The organism is Streptomyces sp. CB02400, assembly GCF_001905725.1.
In the GTDB taxonomy this organism is placed as follows: Bacteria; Actinomycetota; Actinomycetes; order Streptomycetales; family Streptomycetaceae; genus Streptomyces; species Streptomyces atrovirens.
The window spans coordinates 423047-444591 of record NZ_LIWB01000006.1; the positions used below are offsets into that span (position 1 = coordinate 423047).

Here is a 21545-nt window from a genome sequence, read left to right on the forward strand (position 1 = left end):
GCGCCTGCCGGCGCGCCATGTGCGACTTCAGCGTACCGAGGGCCCGCGTCCCGGCGAGCGAGCGGTCTCAGGGGTGCGAGAGCTGCCCGGCTCCGCCCCGCCGGCGTATTCGAGCCTGCGCCCGCTGGGCGGCCCGCTGCTGACGGCGGGCGCGGCGCCGCTCGCGCCGCAGGGCCCGCGCGGTGCTGCTGGGCGCGGACACCACACCATTGCGCTGATTCCAGACCTGGCGGGTCACCCAGACGTCCAGGACTCCCCAGGTCGCCAGGATCGTACTGACGACACTGCTGATGACCATGGGGAACGCCAGCCAGGACTCGGCCAGCGTGCACAGGAAGGCCACCATGGCCTGAATCAGTGTCACCGAGGTGATGAGCACCGCCCGCACGGCCGCCGTCCTTACCGGGTCCGGCAACCGGCGCTGCCGGGCAGGCTCCTCGACCCACAGCGGCCGGTAGGAGGCCTTCCCGCTGAAGCCGCCGGGCTCGCCGGTGCTCCCTCTGATCTCCCGTGCCGCGGCGCCGTGTTCGCCGGCCGTCCCGTGCCCGGACGCGGCTGCACCGGGTCCGGGCGCCCCGGCATCCGACCGCGTCGTCACCTGCGCCGCCGCGCCCTCCTCGGGCGCCTCGCGCCGCTCCGCCGTGCCCATCAACGTGTCACTCCCCACCGCCAGCAGACCGCTCACCCGTGTTCGAAGACCCGGTTCTCCAGTGGCTGCCCGGCTTGCGCCGTTCTACGCCGACCAGGTGCGGGACACGGCTCTTGTGGCCGATTCCGCCCCCATTTCCCACAGAGAAGGACGAACGGCGCGTCGTGAAGATTCCCGACCTGGAAAGAAACCGGCCAACCGTCCTCTCCCGTTCCGGAGGTCGGCCCCAGGAAGGTGCCCCTGATTCCGGGAGGCAATCTCCCGCAATGCCCGGACAACTCCCCATCTCCCGCCCCAGGTACGGAACTACAGCTTCCGGACGGCTCTTCGAGTTCACCCCGGCGCGGTAGTAGGCTCGCGCCGTTTGTTGACGCACATGTGTACCCCCGGCCGGTCGGGGGCCGAGCTGGGGGAGGCCATGCGCTTTCGCGGGAAGTCCATCCGCCGGAAGATCGTGGCGCTGCTTCTCGTGCCGCTGTTGTCCCTGACGACGATCTGGGCCTTCACCACGGTGCTCACGGGCCGCGAGGCAAGCCATCTCTTCGACGTGTCGTCGGTGATGGAGGAGGTCGGCTACCCCGTCGAGGACACCGTCCGCGTCCTCCAGCAGGAGCGCCGGCAGACCCTCGTCTACCTCGCCGACCCCCGCGCCTCCGACGGCCTCGCCGCACTCCGGCGCAGCCGCTCCGCCACCGACGACGCGGTCGCCGGCGTCCGCAGGAGCGCGACGGACGCCGATGTGCGCGAGGCCATGCACGGGGGCTCCGACGAGCTGAGCGCGGTACTGGACTCCTTCGAGGGCATCGAGTCCCTGCGCCGCAGCGTCGAGGACGGCACCGTCAACCGCTCCCAGGCCCTCGACCTCTACAACCGGCTGATCGACCCGTGCTACATCCTGCTGGCCAATCTGCACGTGGTCGACGACGTCGAACTCGACAAGCAGTACCGAGCCCTGGTCAGTCTCGCCCGCGCCCGCGAACTGCTCTCCCGTGAGGACGCCCTGCTCGGCTCCGCCCTGATCGTCGGCGAACTGTCCCGTGCCGAAGTGCGGGACATCTCCGACCTCGTGGCCCAGCGCACCCTGATGTACGACGCCGGTCTGCCGCAGCTGCCCGCGTCCGAGCGCGACCGCTACGAGACCTTCTGGAAGAACGCCGCGTCCGCCCCGCTGCGCGTCGGCGAAGAGGCGGCCGTCTCCTCCGGCACCGGGGAGCCCCGCGGGATCACGGCCAAGAGCTGGGACATCGCCGCCGGCAACGTGCTCTCCGAACTCGGCACCCTCAACGACCAGGCCGCCGACCGCTACCAGGACCGCGTCCGCCCCGTCGCCATGGGCGTCATCACCCAGGCCGTCATCGCCGGTGTTCTCGGACTGATCGCCCTCCTGGTCTCCCTCGTCCTCTCCGTGCGCGTGGGCCGCGGACTCATCCGGGACCTCAGGAAGCTGCGCCTGGAGGCCCACGAGGCGTCCGGCGTGCGACTGCCCAGCGTGATGCGCCGCCTCTCGGCGGGTGAACAGGTCGATGTCGAGACCGAGGTCCCGCGCCTGGAGTACGACAAGAACGAGATGGGAGAGGTCGGCCAGGCCCTCAACACCCTCCAGCGCGCCGCCGTGGAGGCCGCAGTCAAGCAGGCCGAACTGCGCGCCGGTGTCTCCGAGGTGTTCGTCAACCTCGCCCGCCGCAGCCAGGTCCTGCTGCACAAGCAGCTCACCCTGCTGGACACCATGGAACGCCGGACCGAGGACACCGAGGAACTCGCCGACCTGTTCCGGCTGGACCACCTCACCACCCGTATGCGCCGGCACGCCGAGGGCCTGGTGATCCTCTCCGGCGCCGCGCCCTCCCGACAGTGGCGCAAACCCGTCCAGCTCATGGACGTCGTACGCGCCTCCGTCGCCGAGGTCGAGGACTACGAACGCATCGAGGTCCGTCGGCTGCCGAGGGTCGCCGTCACTGGTCCGGCCGTCGCCGACCTCACCCACCTCGTGGCAGAACTGCTGGAGAACGCCACGGTGTTCTCCCCGCCGCACACCGCCGTCCAGGTCCTCGGCGAGCGCGTGGCCAACGGCTTCACCCTGGAGATCCACGACCGCGGGCTCGGCATGGCGGCCGACGCCCTCCTGGACGCCAACCTCAGACTCGCCGAGACTCCCGAGTTCGAACTCTCCGACACCGACCGGCTCGGACTGTTCGTGGTCAGCCGCCTCGCCCAGCGCCAGAACGTCCGGGTCTCCCTGCAGCCCTCCCCGTACGGCGGTACCACAGCGGTCGTCTTCATCCCCGACGCGCTGCTGACGGACGACGTCCCGGACACCAACGGCGTCGGCTTCCGCCTCGACCGCCCCCGGCGCTCCACGGACCGCGAACCGGAGGAGAGCCGCCGCGCAGCCCTCTCCCAGGTGCCCGTACAACTGCCCAGGCTCCCCGCCTCGCTGCTGGACGGACCGGTCGAACTGGAGGCCCCCGTCGACCTGGACGCGCTCGACGGCTTCCCCGGCGCCCTGGGTGACGAGGACAGCCGGCGCGGCGGCCTCTTCCGCCCCCGCCGCTCCCTCACCGGCACCCAGGAGGAGCGGCCCGGCCGCGAGCACCATCAGCAGACCCCCGACACGCCCGAGGGCGCGGACCCGGGCGGGGACGACCGGAGCGCCCCGGTCCCGCTGACCCGCAGGGGAGCACCCAAGCTGGTCAGCTCCCACGGGCGCCCGGTCCGTGAGGCGCGTGCCCGTGCGGAGCGCACGGACGAGGAGGGCACACCCGCCGCGTCCACCCGGCCCGAGCTGGAAGCAGCGTCTCCGCTGCCCGCCCGCCGCCGCGGTGAGGACCCCGCGGGACGCCGGGGCCCCGGCCGCCCGGGTGCGGAGGCACTGTCCCCGCTCCCCGCACGCCGTCGCACCGAACGGCTCTCCTCCGACGCCGAGCGTGAACAACCGGACGCGGAGTCACTGCCTCCGCTGCCGGCCCGCCGACGGGGCCCCGACCCCTCCCGCCCCAGCATCGGAACCGGGGACCGGAGCGACACTCCGGCGCCCTCCGGCCCCGTGCGCGACGACCGGCCGGAGCCTCCTGAGCTTCCCCAGCGCGCCCGCCGTCCCGCCGCCGCGGCGAGCGGCCCCGACGACTCCTCACCGGCCGCGGGCGGCACGGACACCGACGCCGTACGACCCGACGGCGGATCGCTGCCCCGGCGCGTACGGCAGGCCAGCCTCGCCCCGCAGCTCAAGCGCAGTGCCGAACCTCGGAACGAGGACAGGACCCGGCCCGTTGAACGGGATGCCGACGAAGTCCGCAGCCGCATGGCCTCGCTCCAGCGCGGCTGGCAGCGCGGCCGCGAGGAGAACGCCGCCGGCGACGAAGCCGACAGCGGCACAGCACCACGACGAACGAACAAGGGGGACGGTCGATGACCGCACCGAGGGCCACCGGCCACACCACGCCCGACAAGGGGGAGCTGAACTGGCTCCTCGACGACCTGGTGGAGCGTGTCGCCAGCATCCGCAAGGCGATCGTGCTCTCCGGCGACGGCCTGCCCACGGGCGCGTCGAAGGACCTCACCCGGGAGGACAGCGAGCATCTGGCCGCCGTCGCCTCCGGCTTCCACAGCCTCGCCAAGGGCGTGGGCCGCCACTTCGAGGCCGGCGACGTCCGGCAGACCGTCGTCGAACTCGACGAGGCGTTCCTCTTCGTCACCGCCGCCGGTGACGGCAGCTGCCTCGCCGTCCTCGCGGACGCCGACTCGGACGTCGGACAGGTCGCCTACGAGATGACGCTCCTCGTGAAGCGGGTCGGTGTGCATCTGGGCGCCGCCCCGCGCACCGATCTGCCCTCGGGCGGGTAGTGGGACGACATGAGCGCTGACGGGCAGGGCAGGAGTCACTGGTTCGACGACGAGGCCGGACCGGTCGTCCGTCCGTACGCCATGACGCGGGGCCGCACCACCAGTGCGGCCCAGCACCGCCTCGACCTGATCGCGGTGGTCGTCACGGAGCCGCACGCGGACGATCCGGAGGACGATCCCACGCTCTCCCCGGAGCACGTGGACATCGTCGAACTGTGCCGCGACACCTCGCAGACGGTCGCCGAACTCTCCGCCGAACTCGATCTGCCGATCGGAGTGGTCCGGGTCCTCGTCGGAGACCTCGTGGAATCGGAATTGGTCCATGTGAACCGGCCAGTACCCCCGGCCGAGCTGCCGGACGAGAGTATTCTGCGCGACGTGATCAACGGCCTCCGGGCGCTGTGACCGGCGCGGAAGCGGGATACTGACGTGACAGGCTGGCAGTTCTGGGTCGACCGAGGCGGCACCTTCACCGACATCGTCGCGAGGCGCCCCGACGGCCGGCTGCTGACGCACAAGGTGCTGTCCGACAACCCGGCTCCGGAACAACCCCGGCACCGCGGGAGCCGGGGGACACGCGGCACCGACGCGGCGGTCGTGGGCGTCCGCGAACTGCTGGCCGGATCCGACGACCCCGTCGACGCTGTACGCATGGGGACCACCGTCGCCACCAACGCCCTCCTCGAGCGCAAGGGCGAACGGACCCTGCTGGTCGTCACCCGCGGCTTCCGCGACGCGCTGCGCATCGCCTACCAGAACCGCCCGCACATCTTCGCCCGCCGTATCGACCTGCCCGAACTGCTGCACGAACGGGTCGTCGAGGTGGACGAACGCATCGCCGCCGACGGCACCGTCCTGCGCGCCCCCGACCTGGACGCCCTCACCGGACCGCTGCGACAGGCGTACGACGACGGCATCCGGGCCGTCGCCGTGGTCTGTGTGCACAGCCACCTCCACCCCGCCCACGAACAAGCGGTCGGGGAACTCGCCGCCCGCATCGGCTTCCCGCAGATCTCGCTGTCCAGCGAGGTCAGTCCCCTGATGAAGCTCGTCCCGCGCGGCGACACCGCCGTCGTCGACGCCTACCTCTCGCCCGTGCTGCGCCGCTACGTCCGCCATGTCGCCGACGAACTCGACGGCGTACGGCTGATGTTCATGCAGTCCAACGGCGGCCTCACCGAAGCCGGCCAGTTCCGCGGCAAGGACGCCGTCCTGTCCGGGCCGGCCGGCGGCATCGTCGGCATGGCCCGCATGTCGCAGCTCGCCGGCTTCGACCGCGTCATCGGCTTCGACATGGGCGGCACCTCCACCGACGTCTCGCACTTCGCGGGTGAGTACGAACGCGTCTTCACCACACAGATCGCCGGAGTCCGGCTGCGCGCACCCATGCTGGACATCCACACCGTCGCCGCCGGCGGCGGCTCGGTCCTCCACTTCGACGGCTCCCGCTACCGCGTGGGGCCGGACTCGGCGGGCGCGGATCCGGGACCCGCCTGCTACCGGCGCGGCGGCCCGCTCACGGTCACCGACGCCAACGTCATGCTCGGCCGTATCCAGCCCGCCCACTTCCCCACGGTGTTCGGCCCGGACGGGGACCAGCCCCTCGACGCCGCGCTCGTCCGCGACCGCTTCACGGACCTCACCCGCGAGATCCACGAGCAGACCGGCGACGACCGCACCCCCGAGCAGGTGGCCGAGGGCTACCTGCGGATCGCCGTCGCCAACATCGCCGGCGCGGTGAAACGGATCTCCGTGCAAAAGGGCCACGACATCACCCGGTACGCCCTCACCACCTTCGGCGGAGCGGGCGGACAGCACGCGTGCATGGTCGCCGACTCCCTCGGCATCCGCACCGTCCTCGTCCCGCCCATGGCCGGCGTCCTGTCCGCGCTCGGCATCGGCCTCGCCGACACCACGGCCATGCGGGAACGCTCCGTCGAGGCCCCCCTGGAACCGTCCTCCATGCCCGGCGTCCACAGGACCGCCGACGACCTCGAAGTGGCGGCCCGCGCGGAACTCCTCGCCGAGGACGTCCCCGAGGAACGGATCGAGGTCACCCGCCGCGCCCAGCTCCGCTACGACGGCACCGACACCACCCTCACCGTCGAGCTGACCGAGCCCGGCACGATGCGGCACACCTTCGAAGAACGTCATCGCGCCACGTACTCCTTCACGCTCGACCGCCCGATCGTCGTCGAAGCCCTCTCCGTCGAAGCCACCGGCATCACCGAACCCCCCGATCTCTCCGCCCTCGCTCCCTACGAAGGCACCCCCGGGCACCGCGCCGAAACCCCACGGACCGTCCGCCTCCACACCGGCGGCGCCTGGCGCGACGTACCCCTCCACCGCCGCGAGGGCCTTCCCCCCGGCGAAACCGTCACCGGACCCGCGGTCATCACCGAGTCCGGCGCGACGACCGTCGTCGACGACGGCTGGCGGGCCGCGGCGACCGACGACGGGCATCTGGTCATGGAACGCGTCGCGGTCACGCAGAGTTCCGAAGCGGACACAGAAGCCGACCCGGTGCTGCTCGAGGTCTTCAACAACCTCTTCATGTCCATCGCCGAACAGATGGGCGCCCGCCTCGAGTCCACCGCCCAGTCCGTCAACATCAAGGAACGCCTGGACTTCTCCTGCGCCCTCTTCGACCCCGACGGAAACCTGGTGGCCAACGCCCCGCACATCCCCGTCCACCTGGGCTCCATGGGCACGAGCGTCAAGGAGGTCATCCGGCGGCGCGGCCCGGCCATGCGCCCCGGCGACACCTACGCAGTCAACGACCCGTACCACGGCGGCACCCACCTGCCCGACGTCACCGTCATCACCCCGGTCTTCGGCACCGGGCCCACCGACGGCACGGAGAGTGACCGGAAGGTCCTCTTCTACGTCGCCTCACGCGGCCACCACGCCGAGATCGGCGGCATCGCCCCGGGCTCCATGCCGGCCGACAGCCGCACCATCGACGAGGAGGGCGTCCTCTTCGACAACTGGCTGCTCACCGAGAACGGCCGCTTCCGCGAGGAGGAGACCCTCCGCCTCCTCACCGAAGCCCCCCACCCCTCCCGCAACCCGAGGACCAACCTCGCCGACCTGCGCGCCCAGATCGCCGCCAACCACAAGGGCGTCGACGAGGTCGGCCGCATGATCGGCGATTTCGGCCTCGACGTCGTCCAGGCCTACATGAAGCACGTCCAGGACAACGCCGAAGAGGCGGTGCGCCGCGTCGTCGACGCCCTCGACGACGGCGCGTACGCCTACGAGACCGACTCGGGCGCCGTCATCCGCGTACGCGTCCGCGTGGACCGCGAGAACCGCCGCGCGACCATCGACTTCACCGGCACCTCCGCCCAGCTGTCCACCAACTTCAACGCCCCCTTCTCGGTCGTCAACGCGGCCGTCCTGTACGTCTTCCGCACCCTGGTCGCCGACGACATCCCGCTCAACGACGGCTGTCTGCGCCCGCTGGACATCATCGTGCCGCCGGGCTCCATGCTGGCTCCCGAGCCGCCGGCCGCCGTCGTCGCGGGCAACGTGGAGACCTCCCAGGCCATCACCGGCGCCCTCTACGCGGCCCTCGGCGTCCAGGCGGAGGGCTCCGGCACCATGAACAACGTCACCTTCGGCAACGCCCGCCACCAGTACTACGAGACCGTCGCCTCCGGCTCGGGCGCCGGAGACGGCTTCCCCGGCGCCTCCGTCGTACAGACCCACATGACCAACTCCCGGCTCACCGATCCCGAGATCCTGGAGTGGCGACTTCCCGTCCGCCTGGAGGAGTTCGCGGTGCGCCGCGGCAGCGGCGGCGCCGGACGGTGGCGCGGCGGGGACGGGGCCGTGCGCCGGATCCGCTTCCTGGAGCCGATGACCGTCTCCACACTGTCCCAGCACCGCAGGGTGCCCCCGTACGGCATGGCGGGCGGTGCACCCGGTGCGCCGGGCGCCAACCGGATCGAACGAGCCGACGGCACGGTCACCCGGCTCGCCGGCAGCGACTCGGCGGACGTCGGCGCCGGCGACGTACTCGTCATCGAAACCCCCGGCGGCGGGGGATACGGCCCGCCGCCCGAACCCCATCAAGCAGGAGAAGAGATCGATGATCTTCGGGCGTTCTGAGCGCGGCAAGCCCCCGGTCGAGCCCGTCACGCTCAAGATCCTGGTGGCCGGCGGCTTCGGCGTGGGCAAGACCACGCTCGTTGGCGCGGTCAGCGAGATCAGGCCGCTGCGCACCGAGGAACTCCTCACCGAGGCCGGGCGCCCGGTCGACGACACCTCCGGTGTGGAAGCGAAGAACACCACCACGGTGGCCATGGACTTCGGCCGCATCACGCTCCGCGAGGACCTGGTGCTGTACCTCTTCGGCACGCCCGGCCAGGAACGGTTCTGGTTCATGTGGGACGAGCTGTCCGAGGGCGCCCTCGGAGCCGTCGTCCTCGCCGACACCCGGCGGCTGGAGGACTGCTTCGCGGCCATCGACTACTTCGAGCGGCGCGCCATCCCGTTCCTCGTCGGCGTCAACTGCTTCGAAGGAGCCGCCCGTTACCCGGCTGACGACGTCCGCCGCGCCCTCGACCTCGACGACCACGTACCGCTGCTGATGTGCGACGCGCGGGACCGCGAGTCGGTCAAGGAGACCCTCATCGGCGTCGTCCAGCACGCCATGGCCCAGGCCGCACAGCGACGTCAGACGGTCACCACCTGAGACGGCGGCAGACCCGCGGCCCGTACTCCCGCCGACCGGAGCACGGGCCGCGGTGCGGAGAACGACGCACCACGCGCGCGTGGTCAGCCGTCACCCTCCTCCATCCAGCCGAAGCTCTTCTCCACCGCCTTGCGCCAGTTGCGGTACTCCCGGTCCCGCACCGGCGCCTCCATGGCCGGCGTCCACTCGGCGTCCTTCTTCGTGGATGCCCTGGCTTTCAGGCCAGACAGGAAACGAAGCTCCTGCGGAGCAGGGCCGGGAAAGGTGAATCGCCGCCAGGGCGGTTCGATGTCCGTGGCCACCGGTCGACGCTCGCTGCTCACACGGGAGCTGATAGGACGTGAGGTATGGCGCAGCAGCTCAAGCGGGCGTTCAAGTACCGCTTTTACCCCACGGGCGGGCAGGCGGCTGAGCTGTCGCGCACGTTCGGCTGCGTCCGCCTCGTGTACAACAAGGCGCTGGAGGAGCGCACGCGGGCCTGGTACGGCGAGCAGTGCCGTGTCTCCTACGTGCAGTCCTCGGCCGCGCTGACGGAGTGGAAGAAGACCGAGGAACTGGCCTTCCTCAACGAGGTGTCCTCCGTCCCGCTCCAGCAGGCGCTGCGCCATCTTCAGACGGCGTTCGGGAACTTTTTCGCCAAACGGGCCAAGTATCCGCGCTACAAGTCGCGGAAGAAGTCCCGGACGTCAGCCGAGTACACCCGCAGCGCCTTCAAGCGGCGCGACGGACAGCTGACTCTGGCGAAGATGGCCGAGCCTCTGGACATCCGCTGGTCGCGCCCGCTGCCCGAGGGCACGGAGCCGACCACGGCGACGGTGTCCCGCGACGCGGCGGGCCGTTGGTTCGTGTCCCTGCTGTGCGAGGACACCATCGCCGAGGCCCCCGCCACCACAGCGGCGGTCGGTCTGGACGCCGGGATCACCTCCCTGGTGACCCTGTCCACCGGGGAGAAGATCACCAACCCCAGGCACGAGCGCCGTGACCGTGTCCGCCTGGCCCGCGCACAGCGGGAGCTGTCGCGGAAGGCGAAGGGCTCGGCGAACCGGAAGAAGGCTCGGCTCCGTGTCGCCAAGGTCCACGCGCGGATCGCCGACCGGCGTCGGGACTTCCTGCACAAGCTGTCGACTCGTCTCGTCCGTGAGAACCAAACGGTCGTGATCGAGGACCTCACCGTCCGCAGCCTGCTGAAGAACGGCAGGCTCGCCCGCGCGATCAGTGACGCGTTGTGGACGGAACTGCGCTCCATGCTGGAGTACAAGTGCGCCTGGTACGGGCGCGAACTCGTTGTGATCGACCGATGGTTTCCCAGCTCGAAGCTGTGCGGGGCCTGCGGCACGGTTGCGGCGAAGCTGCCGCTGAGTGTCCGGGAGTGGACGTGCGACTGCGGCGCCGTGCATGACCGTGACGTGAACGCGGCGCGCAATATCCTGGCCGCCGGGCTGGCGGTGTCCGCCTGTGGAGACGGTGTAAGACCTCAACGGGAGTCCTCCCGGACGGGGCGGTCGTCGGTGAAGCAGGAAACCCAGCGGGTGACCGCTGGAGCCCCCCGCCTTTAGACGGAGAGGAAGCCAAGACGTCCCCTTCGTCGTACGTGCGGAGGTTCGTTCAGAACGCTGCTTTGAAGACCAGCCCGGACAGCGCCCCGCCGATGAGCGGTCCCACGATCGGAACCCACGCGTAGCCCCAGTCCGAGGTGCCCTTGTTGGGAATCGGGAGCAGCGCGTGCACGACGCGCGGCCCGAGGTCACGGGCCGGGTTGATGGCGTACCCGGTGGGGCCGCCGAGCGACAGGCCGATGCCGACCACCAGGAACGAGACGATCAGGATCGCCGTGCCCGACTCGCCGAGCCCCTTGGTGAGCCCGAACGCCAGGATCGGCAGCACCAGGCCCATGGTCGCGATGATCTCGGTGACGAGATTGGCGACGGGGTTGCGGATCGCGGGGGCCGTGGAGAAGATCCCGAGCGTCGGCTGGGCGATGTCCTCCTCGGCGTTGGCCTGGAACTGCGCGTAGTAGACCAGCCAGCACAGCACGGCGCCCAGCATCGCGCCGACCATCTGCCCGGAGACGTAGACGTGGACATGGTCCCATTCCCCGGTGTCGATGGCGATCCCGAGGGTGACCGCCGGGTTGAGGTGCCCGCCTGACAGCGGGGCGGCGGTGTACGCCCCGGCCATCACGCCGAAACCCCAGCCCAGCGCGATGACGACCCAGCCGGCGTCCTTCGCCTTCGAGTAGTTGAGGACGACGGCGGCGACCACACCGGCGCCGAACAGGATCAGGATCGCGGTGCCGATGATCTCCCCGACGAATATGTCTCCGTTGCTCATGGCGGCTCCTAGGCCCCGGTCCGGGACGATCCGCCCCGGACCTCGCGTGCAGGGTGCGTTTCCCACTGCGACTTCAGCCGGAGGCAGGGAGGATCCGCGCCCCGCCCGGCGTCCGTGACGAGCGTGCCGTCGCAGCCGAATCGCCCGTGGGGAGTGGGCCGTGCCGCAGGAGGCCCCAACGGCGGCGTGCCGGAATACGCCGAGATGTACGGCGATGTCGACTGACACCGGGAAGTGTTCACCGGCACTCAGGGGGCGTCAAGGTCGCCGACCGCAACGGTTATCGGCCACCCGGCCGGAAGCGCCACCTCCGCGGGGGCGCGGACACTCGGCGGTCGGGGGACGGGTCCTTCCCCGGAGGAGCCGACTCCTGATAGATGCAGGAGACATGACACGACTCTCCCGTGCGGTACGCGGTCTGGTCACCGCCGTCACCGCCCTGCTCGCCGCGACCACCGCCTCCGCCACCGCCCAGGCGAAGCCCGAACCCAAGGCGCCCCGCGACTTCGTGGCACTGAACGACGTGGACCCGACGATCATCCAGGAGATCCGTTACTTCACCCCGCACAACTTCGTCGGCGAGACCGTCGACGGCTACCGGCAGCCGCTGTGCATCCTCACCCGCCCCGCCGCCGAGGCCCTCCACACGGCGCAGCGGAAGCTGCTGCGCCAGGGCTACTCCCTGAAGGTGTACGACTGTTACCGGCCACAGCGCGCGGTGGACCACTTCGTGCGCTGGGCCGAGGACCTCGACGACCAGAGGATGAAGGCCGAGTTCTACCCGAACGTCGACAAGACCCGGTTGTTCGCCGACGGCTACATCGCGGAGAAATCCGGCCACAGCCGTGGCTCGACCGTGGACCTCACCCTCGTGGAACTCCCCACGAAACCGACAAGGCCCTACCACCCCGGACAGCCCCTCACCCCCTGCTTCGCCCCCGAGGACGAGCGGTTCCCCGACACCTCCGTCGACATGGGCACCGGCTACGACTGCTTCGACACCCTCAGCCACACCCTCGACCCGCGTGTCCGGGGCGAACAACGCGCCAACCGGCTGCTCCTCAAGAACACCCTGGAGGACCTCGGCTTCGTGAACCTCGCCGAGGAGTGGTGGCACTACACCTTCAAGCCGGAGACCCACCCGGACACCTACTTCGACTTCCCGGTGTCCCGGAGGTCACTCACCGGCCACAACTGACCGGCCCCCGGAGACGCCCCCACCGTGATCGGATACAGTCCGCGCGTGTCCGAAACTCACGCCATGGCTCCCAACTCCGCGCCGGACTCCCACTGTTCGAGCTGCGGCACGGCCTTCGGAGAGGGCGTCTCCGGCTGGCCCCGCACCTGCCCGTCCTGCGGCACCGTCGCCTACCGCAACCCGTTGCCGGTCGCGGTCGCCCTCCAGCCCGTGTACGACACACAGGGCACCGGCCTCGTCGTCATCACCCGCACCATCGCACCCGCGCGCGGGCGTACGGCCCTGCCCGGCGGCTACATCGACGACCGGGAGGACTGGCGCCAGGCCGTCGTCCGTGAACTCGAGGAAGAGACCGGCATCGGCGCGGCGAGCCGCGACGTACGGCTCGCCGACGCCATGAGCTCACCCGACGGACACCTGCTGCTGTTCGGACTCCTCCCGGAACGCCCCGCGGAAGACCTGCCGCCCTTCACCGTCACCGACGAGACCGAGGACCGCCACCTGCTGCGCCGCCCTGAGGAACTCGCCTTCCCCCTGCACACCCTGGCCGCACGGGCCTGGTTCGAGGGCCGCTACATCTGACCCCCGCCGGTGCCCACCCCGCGGACGCGCACCGGGCAGGACGGCTCGGTCCCGCCGTCCTCGCCCTCCCGCTCGACGACGACCCGCGGACCCGACCACCGCACCGTGTAACGCTCGATCTCCGGCTCCTCCCACCCCTCGCCGGCATCCGGCACCACCAGCCCGCCCCCGGTCCGCCCCCGGGCCGGCGCCCACACCTCCAACTCCGGGCCCCCGTCCTCCCCCAGCACCGGAAGAACGGCGCCCCCGCGCGCGAACACCGGTATCCGCCCCAGCGGCGCGTCGACCCACACCCGGGCCGGCCCGTCGTACGCCCGTCCCGTCGCCGTGTCGTACCACCGCCCGCGCGGCAGCGTGACCGCCCGCCGCTCCACACCCGGCGCGAGCACCGGCGCCACCAGCAGACAGTCACCGAGCAGGAAGGCGTCCTCGCAGTCGCGCAACGCGCGCTCCTCGGGCGCCGACCACCACAAAGGCCGTACATACGGCGCTCCGGTACGCCGGGCCAGATGCGCCAGCGTCATGAAGTACGGCAGCAGCCGCCGGCGTTCCACGAGCGCCACGCGCGCGTGCTCGAGAACGTCCGCGCCGAACTCCCACGGCTCACCCCGGCCCGCCCGCGCACCGGCACGGGTGCGGAAGAACGGAAGATAGACCCCCAACTGGAGCCCGCGCAGGTACAGCTCGGACGACGCCTCCCCGTCGAAGCCGCCGACGTCCGGGCCCGCGTGGGGAACACCGCACAGGCCCAGCCCCACCACCAGCGACAACGCCGCCCGCAACCCGGGCCACCCCGTCATCACCCCACCCGACCACACCCCGCCGTGACGCTGCATACCGGCCCACCCGGAACGCGAGAGCACCAACGGCCGCTCGGAGGGCGCCCGCTCCCGCAGCCCCTCGTACGCCGCCCGGGCCATGCACAGCCCGTACACGTTGTGCGCCTCACGATGGTCACCTCCGCGCCCCTCCAGCGCGTGACGCGCCGACCGCGGCAGCGTCGGCTCGCCGAAGGCCGCGAAGGACGTCGGCTCGTCCATGCTGTGCCAGAAGCCCGCGAACCCCTGCGTCAGCCGCTCCGTGTACAAGCCGCCCCACCACGCACGTACGCGCGCGTGCGTGAAGTCCGGAAAGACCACCTCCCCGGCCCACCCGACCCCTTCCACGACCTCCCCGGAGGCGTCCCGCACGAACGCGTCCCGCCCCACCCCCTCGTCGTACACGGGGGTGCCGGGCGCCGCGCCGACCGCCGGGCCGACGACCGACACCAGCCTGATCCCCTCACGCCGCAGCTCGTCCGCGAGAACCGGCAGCTTGGGGAACCGCTCCTGGTCCACGGTGAACACCCGACGGGCATCGAAGTGATCGACGCCGAGGTGCACGGCGTCGAGCGGCAGCCCGTGCTCCCGGTACCCCGCGACGGCCCGCCGCACCTCCTCCTCGCCGCCGGAAGACCCCCGCGCGTGATGGTGACCGAGCGCCCACGCGGGTGGCAGCGCCGGCGCACCGGTGAGCGAGGCCCAGGCGAGCAGCACCCGCGCGGGAGCACCCACCATCACCCAGCAGCGCAGCGGACCGCCGTCCACGCGCAGCTCACTCGTCCCGGCCCGGTCGTGCCCCGAACCGGCACCCTCCTCGCCCTCCCGCAGCGTCACGGCGCCGTCCCACGCGTTGTCGTAGAACACCAGATGCGTGCCCGCGTCGGCCACCACCATCTGCACCGGCATCGTGACGGACAGCGGATCGTCGCCAGGGCCGACGGCACGACCGGGCGCGGAGTTCCACAACCTGTACGTGCCGTCCCGCAGCCGGGGACCCGACGCACGCCCCCCGAGCCCGAAGAAACGCGCGTCGGCCGGCACCTCGGACCGCTGCATCCAGCGCGCGGCACCACCGCCCACCGGCTCCCACCACCGCGGCGGCAGATCGCGCCGCAGCATCACACCACCCGGGGTGAGCACCTCCACCGCGCCGTGCCGCGAGACCACCACCGTGACCCGCTCGGCCACCACCCGCCAGCCACCGTCCTTGTCCGGCTCCAGCGCGGCCCGCGGATCCGGATCGGGACAACGGCCGGCCAGCGCGTACGACGGCTCCGGAGCAGCCCCGTCCCAGCCCCAGAAGACCGCCCCGTTCACCGCCACGAAGATCCGCAGTTCCGAGCGGCCGAACCTGACCAGCCCGCCACCGAGCCCCGGCTCCACCTCCCGCACGGTCCCGGGCACCCGCGCCCGCACCGGCCCCCGCGGCGGCAGCCCGGTGGCGTCGGCCCGCCGCCTGCGCCACGCTGCCCGTACGGTACGCAACCCCTGAGCCGCCCCCAACGAACCGACCGATTTCACCGAACGCACCAGGTCACGACCGTCCATGCTGCTCACCCTGCCATTGACCGCGCCCCTCATGCGTGTCGTTCAACTGCCGTTCACCCGTGATCGGACCACATCTTCACGACACGGACTATGTGGGGGACGCCCTGGTGCGGAAGTCGATCACATGGCATCGTCCCTGTCAGCCGCGTCACGCGCACACCCCAGCCCGTGCGCGGAGGACGCACACGACGCGCACAGTCCGGGAGCCGCCCCATGTCGACCGTGAACCCCCAGCCGCTCTGGCAGCCGAGCCGGGACCAGATCGCCCAGGCACGGATCACCACGTTCCAGACGTGGGCCGCCGAACACCACGGCGCCCCCGCCGACGGCGGCTACGCGGCTCTCCACCGCTGGTCCGTGGACGAGCTGGACACCTTCTGGAAAGCGGTCACGGAGTGGTTCGACGTCCGCTTCTCGACCCCCTACGCGCGCGTGCTGGGCGACCGCTCGATGCCCGGCGCCCAGTGGTTCCCCGGAGCCACGCTGAACTACGCCGAGCACGCGCTGCGCGCCACCACCTCCCGCGCGGACGAAGCCGCGCTTCTGTACGTCGACGAAACCCATGACCCCCGCCCCGTCACCTGGGCCGAGCTGCGCCGCCAGGTCGGCTCCCTGGCGGCCGAGCTGCGCTCCCTCGGCGTACGCCCCGGAGACCGCGTCAGCGGTTACCTCCCGAACATCCCGCAGGCCGTCGTCGCCCTCCTCGCCACGGCGGCCGTGGGCGGCGTGTGGACCTCCTGCGCACCCGACTTCGGCGCCCGCAGCGTCCTCGACCGCTTCCAGCAGGTCGAACCCGTCGTCCTGTTCACCGTCGACGGCTACCGCTACGGCGGCAAGGAACACGACCGCCGCGACGTCGTCGCCGAACTCCGCCGCGAACTGCCCACCCTGCGCGCCGTCGTGCACATCCCCCTGCTCGGCACAGAGGCCCCCGACGGGGCCCTGGACTGGTCCGCCCTCACCGCCGCGGACACCGAACCGGTCTTCGAGCAGGTGCCCTTCGACCACCCGCTGTGGGTGCTCTACTCCTCCGGCACCACCGGACTGCCCAAGGCGATCGTCCAGTCCCAGGGCGGCATCCTCGTCGAACACCTCAAGCAGCTCGGACTCCACTGCGACCTGGGCCCCGAGGACCGCTTCTTCTGGTACACCTCCACCGGCTGGATGATGTGGAACTTCCTCGTCTCCGGCCTCCTGACCGGAACGACGATCGTCCTGTACGACGGCAGCCCCGGCTTCCCGGACACGGGCGCCCAGTGGCGCATCGCCGAACGCACCGGCGCCACCCTCTACGGCACCTCCGCCGCCTACGTCATGGCCTGCCGCAAGGCCGGCGTGCACCCCTCGCGCGACTTCGACCTCTCCGCGGTGAAGTGCGTCGCGACCACCGGCTCCCCCCTGCCCCCCGACGGCTTCCGCTGGCTGCACGACGAGGTTGGCGACGACCTGTGGATCGCCTCCGTCAGCGGCGGCACGGACGTCTGCTCCTGCTTCGCCGGAGCCGTACCGACCCTCCCCGTCCACATCGGCGAGCTCCAGGCCCCCGGCCTTGGCACGGACCTGCAGTCCTGGGACCCCAGCGGCAAGCCCCTGACCGACGAGGTCGGCGAACTCGTGGTCACCAACCCGATGCCCTCCATGCCGATCCGCTTCTGGAACGACCCCGACGGCACCCGCTACCACGACAGCTACTTCGACACCTACCCCGGCGTCTGGCGGCACGGCGACTGGATCACCATCACCTCCCGCGGCTCCGTCGTCATCCACGGCCGCTCCGACTCCACGCTCAACCGCCAGGGCGTCCGCATGGGCTCCGCCGACATCTACGAAGCCGTGGAACGCCTCCCCGAGATCAGGGAATCCCTCGTCATCGGCGTCGAACAGCCCGACGGCGGCTACTGGATGCCCCTGTTCGTCCACCTGGCACCCGGAGCCACCCTCGACGACGACCTGCGCGGCCGCATCAAGAAGACCATCCGCGAGCAACTGTCACCGCGTCACGTCCCCGACGAGATCATCGAGGTACCCGGCGTCCCGCACACCCTCACCGGCAAACGCATCGAGGTCCCGGTCAAGCGACTCCTCCAGGGCACCCCGCTGGAAAAGGCGGTCAACCCGGGCTCCATCGACAACCTCGGCCTGCTCGCCTTCTACGAGGAACTCGCCCGCAAGCGCGCCTGACCGTCCCGGGAACGAGACCGGCTCCCCCTCGACCCACGCCGTTGTCAGTGCCGCCGATTACTGTGAGTGAGCATTGATCGACTGTGCACAGGGGGAGACATGGCCTACACCGACCACCGAACCTTGCGACGCGTCCTGCGCCGCGAAGTCGCGGGCACCATCGGCCTGCTGGCCGACGAGCACGACTTCCGCGCCATGCGGCGCTACGACAGCTTCGTCTTCGACGACCACACCACCTACCTCAAACACATGGAAGCCGTCCTCAGGACGCGCGCGCTGCAGGGCAGCCACACCACGGTGGCCCTCTTCGACCCCGAGGACTACGCCGAGTACTGCGCGGAAACGGGCCTCGACCCCGACAGCCGCACCAGCCGCACACGGTTCACGGCCGCACTCGCGTCCACCGGCCCCACGGTCCCCTACGACGGCCGCCCACTGGCCGACCTCCTGCCCACCCTCGTCGACGAGGCCGTACGCCACGCCACCTGGGAGTACGCGACCACGCTCCTCGCCCGCCTCGGCACCTGCGCCTCGTGCGGCGAGGACCTGGGCCGCGCCGCCTTCATCCGCGCCTCGCACCTCCTCGTCCGCATCCTCGACACGGCCCCACCCGGCGAGCGGCACCTCGTGTGCAGCGTCTCCGGACCACCCGAAACGCTCGTCGCCGTCCTGCACGCCGACGACATCGCCGGCCGCATGGAACTCGACGAGTCCGAAGCCCTCGAATTCACCACCGTCCTGGCCGTCGGCCTCGCCACCGGGAGCCCCGGCGGACTGGTCATGCGGACCAGCGAACCCGGCAGCCCCGACCGCATCCACGGCTGGCGACTGCGCGCCTACGGCCTCGAACCTCTCACCGCCGGCGAGGTCTTCGACGCCTACTGCACCGACGCCGAGTCCGGAGACCTCATCTCCCCGGAGTCCAACGTCGACTACTGCGAGCCGCCCGACCTCGGCGAGGGACCGAACCCGGCCCACCGCCACTGAGCCAGAAACGCCCGAGGGGCGCCCCACCTCCAGGTGGGGCGCCCCTCGGGGACACCATCGCCGAGGCCCGGTTCGGACTATTCGCCCGACAGCACCGCCTGAGCGGCGGCACGGGCATCCGCGGCACTGTCCGCCGCCCGGGCCGCCGCCGCGGCCCGCTCACACTGCGCCAGCGTGAACTTCGCCAGCGACGCCCGTACGTACGGAATGGACGCCGCGCCCATGGAGAGAGAGGTGACACCCAGACCGGTCAGCACACACGCGAGCAGCGGGTCGGAAGCTGCCTCACCGCAGACACCACAGCTCTTGCCCTCGGCCTTCGCCGCCTCGGCGGACAGCGCCACCAGGTCGAGCAGCGCGGGCTGCCACGGATCCTGCAGCCGGGAGACCGCACCCACCTGACGGTCCGCGGCGAACGTGTACTGCGCGAGGTCGTTCGTGCCCAGCGACAGGAACTCCACCTCCTGCAGCACCGAGCGCGCCCGCAGCGCGGCCGACGGAATCTCGACCATCGCGCCGAACTTCGCCCGCAGCCCCGCTTCCCGGCAGGCGTCCGCGAAAGCCTTGGCATCGGCCCGGTCCGCCACCATCGGGGCCATGACTTCGAGGTAGACGGGCAGCCCCTCGGCGGCCTTGGCCAGCGCAGTCAGCTGCGTACGCAGCACCTCGGGATGGTCGAGCAGCGTCCGCAGACCACGCACGCCCAGCGCCGGGTTCGGCTCGTCCGCCGGAGTCAGGAAGTCCAGCGGCTTGTCCGCGCCCGCGTCCAGCACCCGCACCACGACACGGCCCTCGGGGAACGCCTCGAGCACCCGACGGTAGGCCGTGACCTGCTTCTCCTCGGAAGGAGCCTTCTTGTCGTCGTCCAGGAACAGGAACTCGGTACGGAAGAGACCGACGCCCTCGGCGCCCGCCTCGACGGCGGCCGGCACATCCGCCGGGCCACCGATGTTGGCCAGCAGTGGCACCTTGTGACCGTCGGCGGTCGCGCCGGGCCCGGTCGACGCCGCCAGCGCCGCCTTGCGCTCGGCCGCCGCCGCCTCGAGCCGAGCCTTCTTCTCGTCGCTCGGGTCCACGAAGATCTCGCCGGTGCTGCCGTCGACCGCTATCAGCGTGCCCTCGGCGAGTTCACCGGCACCCGGCAGGGCGACCACGGCCGGGACACCGAGAGCGCGGGCCAGGATCGCGCTGTGGCTGGTCGGGCCGCCCTCCTCGGTCACGAAGCCGAGCACCAGCGTCGGGTCGAGCAGCGCCGTGTCCGCCGGCGCCAGATCGCGGGCCACGAGGACGTACGGCTCGTCGCTGTCCGGCACACCCGGCATCGGCACCCCGAGCAGCCGCGCGACGATACGGTTCCGCACGTCGTCGAGGTCGGCCACACGGCCCGCCAGATACTCACCGGCGTTCGCGAGCAGCTCGCGGTACGCGGCGAACGCGTCGTACACCGCACGCTCAGCGGTGCTGCCGACGGCGATGCGTCGTTCCACGTCGGCCATCAGCTCGGGGTCCTGAGCCATCATGGCCTGCGCCTCGAGAACCGCCTGGGCCTCGCCCCCGGCGAGGTTGCCGCGCGCCATCAGATCGGCCGCGACCGCCTCCACGGCCTTGCGGGCGCGCCCTTGCTCGCGCTCCGCCTCCTCCGCCGGGATCTGCTTGGCCGGTGGCTCGAGCACCGCCGTACCCATGTGCCGTACCTCGCCGATCGCCACACCGTGGCTGACACCGACGCCTCGCAGCGTTGTCTCCATCTCACCCGTCTCCGGTAGAGCGGCGGGCTCCGCCGCCGCGTTGGTTGTCCTGGTGGCCGTCGCGGGACGGCGCCGCGTCACTTCCAGAGGAAGAGGGTGTCGCCGGCCTTCACATCACCGTCGTCGCGAAGCTCGGAGAGAGCGTCCGCCGTGGCCTCCAGGGCGACGACCGGGCACACCGGGGACTTGCCGGCGGCCTCGACGGCGGCCGGGTCCCAGCGCACGATGCTCTGCCCGCGCGTCACGGTGTCGCCCTTGTTGACGAGCAGCTCGAAGCCCTCGCCGTTGAGCTGCACGGTGTCGATGCCGAGGTGGGTGAGCACGCCGTGTCCGTTCCCGTCGACGACGACGAACGCGTGCGGGTGCAGGGAGACGATCACACCGTCGACGGGGGAGACGGCCTCGGAGGGCTCCCGCGCGGGGTCGATCGCCGTACCCGGGCCGACCATGGCCCCGGAGAAGACCGGGTCGGGCACGGACGCCAGTCCGATGGCCCGTCCTGCGAGCGGGGACGTCACGGTGGTCATGGGAAGCCTCCCAGGCGTGGAGATCTGTACGTACGCCGCCGTCACTGCCTGCCTCCGGCGCGCTGTTCAGCAGCGTATGTCATATGACGTACCGGTTCCGGGGGACAGGTCCGGATCAGTGGTCTAGACGAGAGGTCTAGACCACACACCCTAATCGATTTGCACGTGGTCCGCGACCCCGTGTAGAGTCGTACTCCTGCTCGGGGATGAGCGGCGCGAACCAACGCTCCTGACTCGACAGCAATCCAACTTGTCAGATCCTAACTTTGGATCACTTTCTGCATGTCTGCAGGACGGTGGTCAGAGGGCCGGAGGAACACTGGTAGAGTTGGAAACACCGAAGGGAAGCGCCCGGAGGAAAGCCCGCGAGGGTGAGTACGAAGGAAGCGTCCGTTCCTTGAGAACTCAACAGCGTGCCAAAAGTCAACGCCAGA

The 21545-nt window shown here is 71.2% G+C and carries 16 protein-coding genes; 10 read left to right on the forward strand and 6 right to left on the reverse strand.

What is annotated here, in order from left to right; translation table 11 throughout:
- Positions 1–67: 67 nt before the first annotated feature.
- The gene (locus AMK33_RS18085) at positions 68–649 is read right to left on the reverse strand and encodes a hypothetical protein (protein WP_073933889.1); all 582 of its coding nucleotides are present in this window, start codon (positions 647–649) and stop codon (positions 68–70) included.
- Positions 650–1067: 418 nt separating this feature from the next.
- Here AMK33_RS18085 and AMK33_RS18090 point away from each other — a divergent pair, with 418 nt between their 5' ends.
- From AMK33_RS18090 to AMK33_RS18110, 5 genes are read left to right on the forward strand one after another with little or no spacing between them, the layout of a single operon-like run.
- Positions 1068–4058, forward strand: coding sequence for a sensor histidine kinase (locus tag AMK33_RS18090; RefSeq protein WP_073933848.1), 2991 nt, complete (start codon positions 1068–1070; stop codon positions 4056–4058).
- Positions 4055–4489, forward strand: a complete 435-nt coding sequence (locus AMK33_RS18095; RefSeq protein ID WP_073933849.1) for a roadblock/LC7 domain-containing protein — start codon at positions 4055–4057, stop codon at positions 4487–4489. The genes AMK33_RS18090 and AMK33_RS18095 overlap by 4 nt, the downstream gene beginning before the upstream one ends.
- A 9-nt stretch (positions 4490–4498) precedes the next feature.
- Positions 4499–4894 carry a DUF742 domain-containing protein gene (locus AMK33_RS18100; protein WP_073933850.1) on the forward strand — a complete coding sequence of 132 codons (396 nt, stop codon included), beginning with the start codon at positions 4499–4501 and terminating at the stop codon, positions 4892–4894.
- Positions 4895–4918: 24 nt separating this feature from the next.
- Positions 4919–8602 carry a hydantoinase B/oxoprolinase family protein gene (locus AMK33_RS18105; protein ID WP_073933851.1) on the forward strand — a complete coding sequence of 1228 codons (3684 nt, stop codon included), beginning with the start codon at positions 4919–4921 and terminating at the stop codon, positions 8600–8602.
- A complete protein-coding gene (locus AMK33_RS18110; protein ID WP_073933852.1) occupies positions 8583–9188 on the forward strand; it encodes a GTP-binding protein in 606 nt (201 codons plus the stop codon). Before AMK33_RS18105 ends, AMK33_RS18110 begins: the two co-directional genes overlap by 20 nt.
- Positions 9189–9271: 83 nt before the next feature.
- Here AMK33_RS18110 and AMK33_RS18115 read toward each other — a convergent pair whose 3' ends face one another.
- On the reverse strand, positions 9272–9490 hold the full coding sequence (locus tag AMK33_RS18115; protein ID WP_073933853.1) for a hypothetical protein: 219 nt from the start codon (positions 9488–9490) through the stop codon (positions 9272–9274).
- A 45-nt stretch (positions 9491–9535) separates the two neighbouring features.
- Here AMK33_RS18115 and AMK33_RS18120 point away from each other — a divergent pair, with 45 nt between their 5' ends.
- On the forward strand, positions 9536–10744 hold the full coding sequence (locus AMK33_RS18120; RefSeq protein WP_073933854.1) for an RNA-guided endonuclease InsQ/TnpB family protein: 1209 nt from the start codon (positions 9536–9538) through the stop codon (positions 10742–10744).
- 49 nt (positions 10745–10793) lie between these two features.
- On the opposite strand, the gene AMK33_RS18125 is transcribed toward AMK33_RS18120, so the two are convergent.
- Positions 10794–11519: an MIP/aquaporin family protein gene (locus AMK33_RS18125; protein WP_073933855.1), complete on the reverse strand. Its 726-nt coding sequence runs from the start codon at positions 11517–11519 to the stop codon at positions 10794–10796.
- A gap of 388 nt (positions 11520–11907) precedes the next feature.
- Between AMK33_RS18125 and AMK33_RS18130 the strand changes: the two genes are divergently transcribed.
- Positions 11908–12717: a M15 family metallopeptidase gene (locus tag AMK33_RS18130; RefSeq protein WP_075806919.1), complete on the forward strand. Its 810-nt coding sequence runs from the start codon at positions 11908–11910 to the stop codon at positions 12715–12717.
- A 45-nt stretch (positions 12718–12762) separates the two neighbouring features.
- Positions 12763–13299, forward strand: a complete 537-nt coding sequence (locus AMK33_RS18135; protein ID WP_073933856.1) for an NUDIX domain-containing protein — start codon at positions 12763–12765, stop codon at positions 13297–13299.
- On the opposite strand, the gene AMK33_RS18140 is transcribed toward AMK33_RS18135, so the two are convergent.
- The gene (locus tag AMK33_RS18140) at positions 13290–15668 is read right to left on the reverse strand and encodes a glycoside hydrolase family 31 protein (RefSeq protein ID WP_073933857.1); all 2379 of its coding nucleotides are present in this window, start codon (positions 15666–15668) and stop codon (positions 13290–13292) included. The two genes, AMK33_RS18135 and AMK33_RS18140, sit on opposite strands and share 10 nt — an antisense overlap.
- 213 nt (positions 15669–15881) lie before the next feature.
- Here AMK33_RS18140 and AMK33_RS18145 point away from each other — a divergent pair, with 213 nt between their 5' ends.
- Both AMK33_RS18145 and AMK33_RS18150 read left to right on the forward strand, forming a co-directional pair.
- On the forward strand, positions 15882–17849 hold the full coding sequence (locus AMK33_RS18145; protein ID WP_073933858.1) for an acetoacetate--CoA ligase: 1968 nt from the start codon (positions 15882–15884) through the stop codon (positions 17847–17849).
- 99 nt (positions 17850–17948) lie between these two features.
- A complete protein-coding gene (locus AMK33_RS18150; RefSeq protein WP_073933859.1) occupies positions 17949–18836 on the forward strand; it encodes a hypothetical protein in 888 nt (295 codons plus the stop codon).
- Between the two features lie 77 nt (positions 18837–18913).
- On the opposite strand, the gene ptsP is transcribed toward AMK33_RS18150, so the two are convergent.
- Both ptsP and AMK33_RS18160 read right to left on the reverse strand, forming a co-directional pair.
- On the reverse strand, positions 18914–20584 hold the full coding sequence (ptsP, locus tag AMK33_RS18155) for a phosphoenolpyruvate--protein phosphotransferase (protein ID WP_073933860.1): 1671 nt from the start codon (positions 20582–20584) through the stop codon (positions 18914–18916).
- Between the two features lie 77 nt (positions 20585–20661).
- The gene (locus AMK33_RS18160; RefSeq protein WP_073933861.1) at positions 20662–21111 is read right to left on the reverse strand and encodes a PTS sugar transporter subunit IIA; all 450 of its coding nucleotides are present in this window, start codon (positions 21109–21111) and stop codon (positions 20662–20664) included.
- Positions 21112–21545: the final 434 nt, after the last annotated feature.